Origin of the sequence: Pumilibacter intestinalis (assembly GCF_943193005.1) — a bacterium.
In the GTDB taxonomy this organism is placed as follows: domain Bacteria; phylum Bacillota; class Clostridia; order Christensenellales; family Pumilibacteraceae; genus Pumilibacter; species Pumilibacter intestinalis.
In genome coordinates this window covers 1-11,106 of sequence record NZ_CALPCH010000005.1, presented here as the reverse complement: position 1 = coordinate 11,106, position 11,106 = coordinate 1, and the positions used below count along the sequence as shown (strand labels likewise).

Sequence of the window (11,106 nt, the reverse complement as noted above, 5' to 3'; positions counted from 1 at the left end):
GGTGTGATAATATGCAGTTATGAAATACGCCGAATACGATTTGCAAACTTGGCTTAAGCCGTTTTGGAGCGGCAACGAAATGTATAACGAAACCGTGCTAATGGTCGGAGAGAACGATTGCGCGCCGCTTTTGTATAAACCCGAGCGAATTATTTCGGTGCGCAATTACGGACTTGATATAGAATACGAGCGCGGCAAAGACTACGAGATAACCGAAAACGGCGAGATAAAGCGGCTTTCGGGTTCTCGCATGCCCTTTTTCGAAATAGACGAATACTATAAAACTCAGCCCGATATTGTGGGCATAAGCGTAATAGAGAAAGCTACGGGCTTGAAATTCAACGAACCTCGGTACATGAAATACGGCGAGGAAGACACGTTTACGCGCAAGCAGATAGCGGTAAGCTACGTTCACGGCGGCGAGTGGAAAGGGCGCGTGCCCGCGAGCAAGAGCGACAGGCTTGCGAAATTTACAGAAAAATTGCGCAAAAAGCAAAGCGTTACCGCGGTATTCTACGGCGACAGCATTACCACGGGTTGCAACGCGAGCGGCATGCCGCAGGGCGGACAAACCTTGCCGCACACTCCCTCTTTCGATAAAATGACCTGCGACTTTTTGCGCGAAAAGTTCGGGGCGGAAATCTCCGTGGTAAACACCGCCGTGGGCGGAATGAACACGCGGTGGGGGTTGGATAACGTGGGCGAGCGGGTGGTGAAATACGCGCCCGACCTTGCCGTTATAGCGTTCGGCATGAACGACCCCGCGCTTACTACCGAGCAATACAAAGAGCAGATACTCGGCATGATAGGCGCGATACGTGCGGCAAAGCCCGACTGCGCGATAATACTCGTATCCACCACCGTGCCCAACAACGAAAGCGATTGGTACTCGGGCAATCAAAAAGAATATTTCAAGGCGTTGTACGAAATAGAAGAAAATCCCCAATACCCGTTCGTTGCGGTTGCGGATATGACCGCCATGCATCTCGACTTGCTCGAGCGTAAACGCTTTAGGGATATGACGGGCAACAACGTAAATCACCCCAACGATTTTCTCGTTCGCGCTTACGCGCAAGTTTTGCTCGCAACTGTTTTGTAAGCCCAAAATACTCATTTTTCGTCATATTCTGCCGTAATGAAACATATATATTCGAGTACAATAAAACCGAATATTTATGTACGAGGTGGCGGAGCGTGAACTTCGAGAAAAAACTTGTGATACTGTCGGGCAAAACGGGCAAGGGGACGGCTCTTATAGAGCGCAACGGCGCGGGCGTGTTCGTAACTTTGAACGCGTTTTCGCTTCCCGACCTAACCGCAGGCGAGTACGCTCTCGGAGTAAAGACGAGCGCGAGCGTTTATCGCCGCGAGGTGGGCTCGCTCGGGCGGATAAAGAGCAAATTCGCTTTGCCCGAGGGCGAATATTCCTCGGTTCACCTCGTGGTGTTCCGCACTTACGACGAAGAGGTGGTGCTTTACGGCACCGCCGACGCGGGAAAGTTGTGGGAAGCCAACGTAATGGACGGACTGAGGAGAGAGCGGCTTGAGAAGAAGGCGTCTGTTACTAATGAAATTAAGAGTGCGGCGGCGACGGAATTCGAATACAGCGAGAGAAAAATAGGCGATTACTTTTTGGATATAGACCCGTCGCAATACAAAGACAACGCCATAAGCGAGGTTAATTATTTCGAATATTCGGCGCGCGAACGAGAGCCCGAATATCATTACGACGAGAGGTTGTCGCCCAGCGAAATGCAACGGCGTTATCTTTCGGGCAGGTTCGGGGAAATAAAGGGCGCGGCATATAAGCCACGCCTCGAGCCGGTTGCGGAAACCAAGCGCGTGCGCGACGAATCCGCCGCCGCCACGATTGAGGTTAAAAGCGCGTCGCGCTACACCGTGGAAGAAGCGGTGTCGGCGGTGAAAACGGGCGCGGACTTTTATTCTTCGGTGCGGCGCGATATAGAAAAGCTGTTTTCGAGCTGCGAAAAATTCGAGCCGCTCGAACGCGCCTTGCCCGATACCCGCTGGGTAAAAGTGGATTACGACTCGAGCGGCAGATACTACGTGGTGGGGCTAATCGGCTCCGCTCCCGATTTTATCGCCTACGGCGTGCCGGGCAAATACGGCGCGGTGCCCGCTTCTCTCGAGGGCGCGGATTTTGTGCCGCTCGGCGAAGAAAAGTCGGGAGAGGGCTTTTGGGTGCTGTTTCAGTCGGCGCAAACGGGCAAAGAAGCGGTGAAAGAATAGCATTTATCTTTCCCTTTTTGAGTCACACGGGTAAAAAAGACTTGCAAAATGGCACGTATATTGATATAATAAAGTATAATGTGCCAAAAAGGGAATTGAAATGCTCATAGATATCAGTAAGGGCTGGAAATACCGAGAAGGTTTTTCGAGCGACGGAAACGTAATTCCTTTTGACGCGGACGATATAGATTTGCCCGCGGACCTTTTGCGTAGAAAAAACCGCAATTACAACACCGCGCTTGGCATATACGGAAGCTATTACGACGGAGTCGCCGCAGAGTTTTACAAAGTGTTGCCCCGAGTGGACAAGTGCGAAAAAATAATCCTCGAGGTGGAGGGCGCGGCGCAGTTTGCCGACGTAGTGCTGAACGGCGTTACTTTGGGTCACATAGAGGGCGGCGGCAAACATTTCGTGGATATCACCTCGGGTTACTCCTTTTCGTCTAAAAACCTGCTTGCGCTCAAAGTGTGCGCTCCGCAAATGGCGGGCAGATACGTGGGCGCGGGAATATGCGGCGGAGTAAGGTTGCATACATATTCCTCGGGCGTGGCTATCGGCGCGGACGGCGTATACGTAACCACCGAGTTCGTAAACGGCAAAGCGGGTTTGACGGTCACCGCCGAAATAACCGACTACACGGGCGCGTGCACCGCCGCAAAAAAGCCGCTCACTCTCGAAGCCACGGTATTCAACGCCCGCGGCAAAAAGACGGCTCGCAAGTTTAAGAAAGTAAAACTCAAAAACGTATGCGTGAACTCCTGCGAATTGAAATTCAGGCTCGCCCGTTACTATACCTGGACGGTGGACGACCCGTATTTGTATTCCATTGAAATCGCGCTCAAAGACGACGGCGGCAAAACTTTGGACGTGCACCGCAGTAATTTCGGTATTTCGTCGCGCTCGCTGTCGCGCCAAAGAGGGCTGGTGCTTTGCGGCAGGAGCGTTAAACTGCGCGGCGCGGTTATGACGTTAGACAACGGCATACTCGGCGCGGAGAGCATACCCGCCGCCGAGGAGTACAAGCTGTCGCGGCTCAAATCCATAGGCTACAACGCCGTGCGATACGCGGGCGTGCCTTGCGAGGCGGCTCTCGACGCGCTCGACAGAGTGGGACTCATGGCGGAGATAGATTTGTTCGGAGTGTGGGAGCAGGGAAAGTTCCCCTACGACGGGCACGTGCGGTTTGCCGAAAATTTCGCGGCGGACTGCGAAAGATACGTTTGCCAACTGCGCAAGCACCCGAGCGTTGTATTGTACGGACTAAACGACGACGCGGCGGAAACTTACGAGCGCGGAGAGGGGAGCGCGGTTGCGAAAACGCTCGCCGAATGCGTTCGTTCGCTCGACCCGTCGCGCCCCATAGTGATTAACGCCCGCGAACGCGCGCCTCTCAAAGCGGAGCTTGAAAGGGCGGGTATAAAGAGCGCGAATATAGACGGAGAAAAGGCGGCGATAGGCGTGGCGCGAGAAAAAGACCTTTTCGGCAAGCTAACCGAAAATTCTTTCGAGTGCGCCGACGTGGCGGGTTACGCGTATTTGTATCCGCGCTACCAGTCCGACAGGAACGAATATCCCGACCGCCTTATAATAGGCTCGGCGGCGTATCCCTCCCGCGCTTTCGAAGCGTTTGAGGAGAGCGAGAAAAATCAAAACGTGATAGGCGAGTTCTTGTATTGCGGAGCGGACTACCTCGGGTATCCCGCGGGCAAGCCCGAGTACGAAAACGAGCAACTCAAGTTATTGCCGCCGCACGCGTCGTTTTGCGGCGATTTGGACCTAACTTACGGCTTTAAGCCGAGCGCGTGCTACAGGAGCATAATGTTCGGCGACCGCACCCGCAGTTGCATTACGGCTTCGAGCCCCGAGTCCAAGCAAAAGACGGACAACCTCGGGCACGCCGTGAAAGAAACGCACAGCGTATGGAATTGGCCGCACGACCTCGGCAAGCCCATAGAGATAGACGTGTTTTCGGGCGGCGAGGTTGTGGCGCTCTACCGCGACGGCAAACTCGTGGGGCGCAAGCTCGCGGGCAAGCTCAACAAGCACGTGGCGAGCTTTAAGACCGATTTTTATCCCGGCAAGCTGGAGGCGGTTAGCTATCATAAGGGCAGGGAGTGCAGCAGAGCGACGCTCGAGTCGGTTACCGCGCCGCGGGCGTTGAAACTCACGAGCGAGCGAAAGTCGAAATCGGCGGGCGAGCTGATATTCGTGGAAATCGCAATTAACGACAAAGAGGGCAGACTTGTGTCTTACGCGAGCCGCGAGGTGGAAATCTCGGTTACCGGCTCGGGCAGGCTGTACGCTTTGGGTTCCGCCGACCCCGAGTCGCAGGAGCACACCGCGGATAACAATATCGCGAGGGCGTACAACGGCAAGGCTCTCGCGGCGATACTCACCGAAGCGGGCGGCGACGGAAAAATATGCGTAAAAGCGGTGAGCGACGGTCTTTTGGCGGGAAAAATAAACTTGCGCGTAAAAGACTAATTGTTTGACGAAGCGGCAATAATTGTGATACAATATAAAAACACGTTAATTCCTACGGAGCATATCGATAAATGAAAAAGAAGATAATCCCCATATTCCTGTGCCTTGTGTTGGCGTTCGGCTTTTCGCTGTACGGCTGCGGCGGCGACAGTTTTTCCAAAATAAAGGTTGAGGGCAAGCAAGACACGAGCTACACCGTATACAGCAACGGCGGCAACGCGGTGCAGTACGGCAACTATATTTATTTTATCAACGGCTACTCGGGCTACGAGGACACCGACGGCAAGCAGAACGTATGGCCCGACGTGGTAAAAGGCGGGCTTTACAGAGCCGAGCTTTGCGGCGAGAAAAACGCGGACAAAGCGGGCGATTTCGATATAAAGCAAAACGCGGGCGCGATTAACAAACAGCTCGAGTTCAAAACATCTTCAGATAAGGTTATAGACGAATACGGTTTTGAAAAAGACGTTGTGAACGTGCAACTCATAGCTCCCAAGCGCATAGGCACGTCGGGCTATAAAGACGGCGGCATATTCATCTACGACGACTGGGTTTATTTCGCATCGCCCAACAACGAAAAGAACAAGGCGGGCGCGGTGCAGTACAACAAGACCGATTTCTTCCGCGCAAAGCTCGACGGCTCCAAATCCGAAAGAATTTACACCACCGAAAACGACAGCACTTCGGGCGCGTACGCATTCTACAAATACGACGGCGCAACCTACCTCGTGGCGCAGGACGGAAAAGACCTTGTTTCCATACGCATAGAGGAGAAGAAGGCGGGCGACAAAGTTACCATTGCGCAAAACGTAGACAAAGTGCTATTGCCGTATTCTCAAACCTATTATAAGGGCATGAACGAAAACACGCTCAACCACTTTGTGTACGTGCAAAGAGCGGTGGGCGACGGCGACTCGCAAAAAACGGGCAACGTAATAGAAATCATGCGTCCCGACGGAAGCGAGGGCGGCGTATATCTTCGTCAGGGCAGGAGCGACACGCTCGAGGCCGTGCGCGACGGACTGCTTTTCTACCGCACCTCCGACGACGCGGGCAACACGCTCATAAAGTACGACAACCTGCACAATTTCCTCATGGGCAACGATGGCGACGAGAAAGTGTTCGGCGACTCCGAGTACAAAGCCGAGCAGACCGAGCTTGCCGAAAAGGGCGACCCGAACGCTCGTTCGCAGGTGAGCGGCACTATACTGTCCACCTCGAATATTTCCGATTACAAGTCGATTTACTGCTTCCGTTTGGGCGGCGACGGTAACGGCAACATAGTATACATGATAGGCGCAAAGACCGAAAGCACCGAGCTTAGGAGTAGCGTTGCGCTCTCGGGCGGAAACGATGATAGCTCCAACGTTATAACGATATGCAACGCGGGCATGACCGTGCTTAACGTGGCGGGCGATTACGTATACTACACCGACAGCGAAGGAACGATAATATTCCGCACCGCATGGAACAAGGCGGCGAGCGAAAAGACCGAAGCCGAACTGCGCGAACAAATTTCGCACGACGACGTAACGGCTTCCACCTTTAACGGCGATTTCTGCGCGGGATATATAGTATACACGGGCAAAGCGGACGACCTTGCCGACGGATACGCCTTCTTCAAACTCGTAGAGAGAATAGAGGGCACGGAAAAAGTGTTCGTGGGCAAAAAGTCAGACGCCGACGTTCTTGCCGCTCCCGAGCTTTCCATAGACGGCAACACGATAAGCTGGAACGCGGTGGAGAGCGCGACGGGTTACAACGTGTACCGCACTGTAGACGGCGAAACCGAAATGCTCTTAAAAGGCACTACCGACACGAGCTACGCCATAGCCGACACTATGCACGGCAGTTACTACGTAATAGCCGTATCGGGCAACGCGGTAAGCGCGAAATCCAACGTAAAGAATTACTGATATAATGTGCGATTGCGAAAAGGCGCCTTTAGGGCGTCTTTTTTAACGCTTATTCGGAAAACGGCAAAAAAACGCTTGACAGCGCACTTAAATATGTGATAACATAGTTAGGCACCGCAATCGGGGTGTTATTTTTTCTATGGGAGCCGAAAGGCGTTGGGACCATAAAGGAGTTACGAACATGGCAGCTACCACGAGAACGCGTATCACGCTTGCATGCACCGAGTGCAAACAGCGCAATTACGACAATATGAAGAACAAGAAGAACGACCCTGACAGGATTGAACTCAAAAAGTATTGCAAGTTCTGCCAAAAGCACACCGTTCATAAGGAGACGAAGTAACAATGGCGAACAACAACGCCGCTCAGGGTGAAAAGCCCAAAAAGCGCGGCAGGGTTAAAGAAACGTTTGCCGAGCTCAAAAAGGTTACTTGGCCCACCTTCGGCAAAACGATGAAGCAGACCGGCGCGGTGCTCGTAGTAACGCTCTTTTTCTTTGTAATATTGCTTGTTATGGACTACCTTTTGGGACTTGCCCACGGCAAACTTATAGAAGAGCTCAACAAAATGCCCGACGCGGCTTCGGCGGTGTCGCAAATCGCCGCGGGATTTAAGAATACGGCAAACGCGCTGTTTTCCGGTGCGCCTACCGTGCCGCTTATAATATAGGCAGGAGATAATACCGTGGAAGAAGCAAAATGGTATGTGTTGCACACCTACTCGGGCTACGAGAACATGGTGCGCGACAACCTGAGAATGGTGTTCGAGAAGAACAATATGCTCGATAGATTGCTCGAGATAACCATTCCCATGGAAGACGTGGTGGAGGAGAAGAACGGCAAGCGCAAAATCGTGCAACGCCGCATGTTCCCTTGCTACGTGCTTATAAAGATGTATTACAACAACGATATGTGGCACATGATAACCAACACGCGCGGCGTTACGGGCTTTGTAGGCCCCAAAGGTTATCCGTTGCCGCTCACCGAAGACGAAATAAAGCGCATGCACCTCGAGCAGCCCACCAACGTTGAAACCGACTACCACGTGGGCGACACCGTAAAGGTAACTCAAGGACCGCTCGAAGGCTTTATGGGCGAAATCGAATCGGTAGACGCCGCCGCAAGCAAATGCCGCGTAATAGTGAGCATGTTCGGCAGAGAAACGCCCGTTGATTTGGAACTTTACCAAATAGAACGCGCGGAATAAGTATACGTTAAAACAATTCGGGAGAGCGCGAGAGCGTTCGTTATCACCGCGATTGCTAAATAAAAACAAGCAAGGAGAACAAACAAAATGGCAAAGAAACTGCAAGCAGTTGTAAAGCTCCAGTTGCCCGCCGGCAAGGCGACTCCGGGCCCGCCCGTAGGTAGCAGCCTCGGTCCGCACGGCATCAACATACCGGGCTTTACCAAGGAATTCAACGAAAAGACCCGCGGACAGGAAGGGCTTATAATTCCCGTAGTTATAAGCATTTACGCCGACCGCAGCTTTACTTTCGTGCTCAAAACGCCGCCCGCGGCAGTGCTCATCAAAAAGGCATGCGGCATAGAGAGCGGCTCGGCTAAGCCCAACAAAGACAAGGTTGCCAAAATCACCAAAGCTCAGCTTACCGAAATAGCCACTACGAAAATGCCCGACCTTAACGCGGCAAATCTCGAGTCGGCGATAAGCATGATAGCAGGCACGGCGCGCAGTATGGGCGTTACCGTGGTAGACTGAGGAGGGCATAAAAAATGAGCGGAAAGAATTACAGAGAAAGCGTTAAAGCCCTCGACCTTACAAAGGCTTACGAGCCCAACGAGGCTATGAACGCCGTTATAGCGTCGGCAAAAGCAAAGTTTGACGAAACCGTGGAACTCCACGTTAGATTGGGCGTAGACCCCCGCCAGGCGGACCAGCAGGTGCGCGGCACGGTTGTGCTCCCCAACGGCACGGGCAGAAGCGTGAAAGTGCTCGTTATCGCAAAGGGCGATAAAGCGGATATAGCCGTTAAAGCGGGCGCGGACATAGTGGGCGCGGAAGAAATAATCGCCAAAATCCAAAGCGAAAATTTCCTCGATTTCGACGTGGTTATAACCTCGCCCGATATGATGGGTCAGATGGGTCGCGTTGCCAAAATACTCGGTCCGAAAGGCTTGATGCCTTCGCCCAAGTCCGGAACCGTTACCATGGATATCGAAAAAGCAATCAAAGAAACCAAAGCAGGTAAGGTGGAGTACCGCGTAGACAAAACCGCGATAATCCATTGCCCCATAGGCAAAAAATCTTTCGGAGCGGAAAAACTCCTCGAGAATTTCAACGTGCTTATGGAAGCTATAGTTAAGGCTAAGCCCGCCGCCGCAAAAGGCACTTACATCAAGAGCGTATATTCGGCGTCCACCATGGGACCCGGCGTTAAAGTTAATTATAGGGTTTAACGGCGGCATATAGCGGCACATCTACGCACTACGTGCTCGTGCCCACTTGGGGCAGTACGCCGAAGTACAGCCCCGCGCGTGCACTGCGCCTGTTGTGCGTATCTGCACCGCTCTCCGCCGCCTTATTGCGGCATATCATTGTCATTGCGAGCGAGTGTAACGAGCGAAGCAATCCCAAACATGAGAAAGCAAAAGCCGCTGTACATGTTCCATGTGCCCTCGCAATGACCGTAATCCCATTCTCAAAAACATAACGCAACTGAATAAACCTAAGACAACAAGCGGCGCAACGCGCCTGAAATGCCTTTAGCGGGCGGCTTGTCGAGGTGCAAAACAAATCTTTCAATGAAAGACCTTACGCGCCTCGTTTAATCGGGGCGTTTGTTTTATAAAAGTTCGGCAAGTTTGCGCAAAATTTGCAGGACAAAAAAATAATAAAACAAGGAGGTAGAAAAATGTCTAAAGAAGCAATCGCACTCAAGGCTAAGCAGGTTGAAGATATCGCCGAGAAAGTGAAGAAAGCAAAAAGCGTGGTTATAGTAGACTATCGCGGACTCACCGTTGCGCAGGATACCGAAATGCGCGTAAACATGCGTAACGCGGGCGTTGACTATAAGGTGCTCAAAAACCGCTTGGTGCTTCGCGCACTCAACAATTGCGGTTTCGAAGGTTTCGAGAAAGTTCTCGAAGGGCCTACCGCCGTGGCGTTCGGATACGAAGACGCCGTTGCACCCGCGAAAATCGTAGCCGAAACCATAACCAAAACCAACAACAAGATAGCGATTAAGGGCGGCATCATAGAGGGCAAGCAAGCATCTGCCGAAGACGTAAACAAACTTTCCAAGATACCGGCAAAACCCGTTCTCGTCGGTCAGTTGCTCGGCATGCTCACAAATCCCATGCGCAGTTTGGCTGTGGCGCTCAGCGAAATCGCCAAAAAACAGTCGGCGTAACGGACTGTTTCCTAATGCGGGAGCGTTTATATGTTTCCCGTGTCATTGCGAGAGCGTTTATATGTTTCCCGTGTCATTGCGAGCGACTTTACCGTGTCATTGCGAGGAGGGCGAAGCCCGACGAAGCAATCCCAAACATGAGAAAGTAACATTACGTGTACCATGCCTGAGATTGCCGCGGGCACAAGTGCCCTCGCAATGACGAGGATGCGCTTGCCCCCCCCGTGTCATTGCGAGAGCGTTTATATGTTTCCCGTGTCATTGCGAGGGCGAAGCCCGCGGCAATCTCATTCAAGAGAAAAGCAAACCCACAAATTACCATACATTGCAAGCAATGTAAAACAAAATTAAAAATCAGGAGAAAATAATATTATGGCAGACCTCAACAAAATGTTGGAAGAAGTAAAGAGCATGTCCGTAATGGAACTTAACGAATTCGTTAAAATGCTCGAAGAAGAATTCGGCGTATCCGCCGCGGCTATGGCTGTGGCTGCTCCCGCTGCAGGCGGCGCGGCTGCTCCCGCAGAGGAAGAAAAGACCGAGTTCAACCTTATGCTTAAGGAAATCGGCGGCAACAAGATAGCCGTTATCAAAGTGGTTCGCGAAATAACCGGTCTCGGACTCAGCGAAGCCAAGGCTCTCGTAGACGGCGCACCGTCTACCGTGAAAGAAGCTATGCCCAAAGACGCGGCGGAAGAAGCAATGAAGAAATTGCAAGAAGCCGGCGCAACCGCAGAGCTTAAGTAAGTTACAAAAAAAGAGTAATAACGCAAAAAAAGCGGTGCACGTTTACCGTAGTTTCCATAGAGAATTATAGGTAAAAGGAAAATCAAAAAAAGGCGAGGCTTAAAGCCCCGCCTTTTCTCTTGTTTCATTGCCGTGTGCTCAAAAGCCCCACAGGGCGAACGAAACTTGTGTAGCGAAGCGCAATAAGTATAGTAAGCTACACTATTATAAACCGCTTGTATTTTCGTTTCAAATATGCTATAATGACTGTACGATAAACAGTAATTTACAAGTGAGGCGAGAAATTATGAACACCGAAATTCGGGTTGCTATTGATAAATTTAAAGAGGTAAAAGATA

At 51.9% G+C, this 11,106-nt stretch carries 11 protein-coding genes and 1 other annotated feature; all 11 genes read left to right on the top strand.

From position 1 onward, the window contains the following. Positions 1-19 precede the first annotated feature (19 nt). The 11 genes from NFR55_RS03465 (at position 20) to rplL (ending at position 10,768) form a co-directional block, all read left to right on the top strand. Positions 20-1,099, top strand: coding sequence for an SGNH/GDSL hydrolase family protein (locus NFR55_RS03465; RefSeq protein WP_251546267.1), 1,080 nt, complete (start codon positions 20-22; stop codon positions 1,097-1,099). Positions 1,100-1,194: 95 nt separating this feature from the next. Beyond that, the gene (locus NFR55_RS03460; protein WP_251546265.1) at positions 1,195-2,250 is read left to right on the top strand and encodes a hypothetical protein; all 1,056 of its coding nucleotides are present in this window, start codon (positions 1,195-1,197) and stop codon (positions 2,248-2,250) included. A gap of 100 nt (positions 2,251-2,350) precedes the next feature. Next, positions 2,351-4,735: a DUF4982 domain-containing protein gene (locus NFR55_RS03455; protein ID WP_251546263.1), complete on the top strand. Its 2,385-nt coding sequence runs from the start codon at positions 2,351-2,353 to the stop codon at positions 4,733-4,735. Positions 4,736-4,806: 71 nt separating this feature from the next. Next, positions 4,807-6,651 (top strand): hypothetical protein, encoded by a 1,845-nt coding sequence (locus tag NFR55_RS03450; protein WP_251546261.1) that lies wholly within the window; start codon positions 4,807-4,809, stop codon positions 6,649-6,651. A gap of 181 nt (positions 6,652-6,832) precedes the next feature. Continuing rightward, positions 6,833-6,994 carry a 50S ribosomal protein L33 gene (gene rpmG / locus NFR55_RS03445; RefSeq protein ID WP_251546259.1) on the top strand — a complete coding sequence of 54 codons (162 nt, stop codon included), beginning with the start codon at positions 6,833-6,835 and terminating at the stop codon, positions 6,992-6,994. A 2-nt stretch (positions 6,995-6,996) separates the two neighbouring features. Next, positions 6,997-7,320: a preprotein translocase subunit SecE gene (gene secE / locus NFR55_RS03440; RefSeq protein ID WP_251546257.1), complete on the top strand. Its 324-nt coding sequence runs from the start codon at positions 6,997-6,999 to the stop codon at positions 7,318-7,320. A 15-nt stretch (positions 7,321-7,335) separates the two neighbouring features. Continuing rightward, positions 7,336-7,857 (top strand): transcription termination/antitermination protein NusG, encoded by a 522-nt coding sequence (gene nusG, locus NFR55_RS03435; RefSeq protein WP_251546255.1) that lies wholly within the window; start codon positions 7,336-7,338, stop codon positions 7,855-7,857. Positions 7,858-7,944: 87 nt separating this feature from the next. Continuing rightward, entirely contained in the window at positions 7,945-8,370 is a 426-nt protein-coding gene (gene rplK, locus NFR55_RS03430; RefSeq protein WP_251546253.1) for a 50S ribosomal protein L11, read from the top strand. 14 nt (positions 8,371-8,384) lie between these two features. After that, positions 8,385-9,068 carry a 50S ribosomal protein L1 gene (gene rplA, locus NFR55_RS03425; RefSeq protein ID WP_251546251.1) on the top strand — a complete coding sequence of 228 codons (684 nt, stop codon included), beginning with the start codon at positions 8,385-8,387 and terminating at the stop codon, positions 9,066-9,068. Between the two features lie 250 nt (positions 9,069-9,318). Then, positions 9,319-9,464 (top strand) — a sequence feature (ribosomal protein L10 leader region). A gap of 59 nt (positions 9,465-9,523) precedes the next feature. Continuing rightward, a complete protein-coding gene (gene rplJ, locus NFR55_RS03420; protein WP_251546249.1) occupies positions 9,524-10,021 on the top strand; it encodes a 50S ribosomal protein L10 in 498 nt (165 codons plus the stop codon). Between the two features lie 372 nt (positions 10,022-10,393). After that, positions 10,394-10,768: a 50S ribosomal protein L7/L12 gene (rplL, locus tag NFR55_RS03415; RefSeq protein ID WP_251546247.1), complete on the top strand. Its 375-nt coding sequence runs from the start codon at positions 10,394-10,396 to the stop codon at positions 10,766-10,768. Positions 10,769-11,106 lie beyond the last annotated feature (338 nt).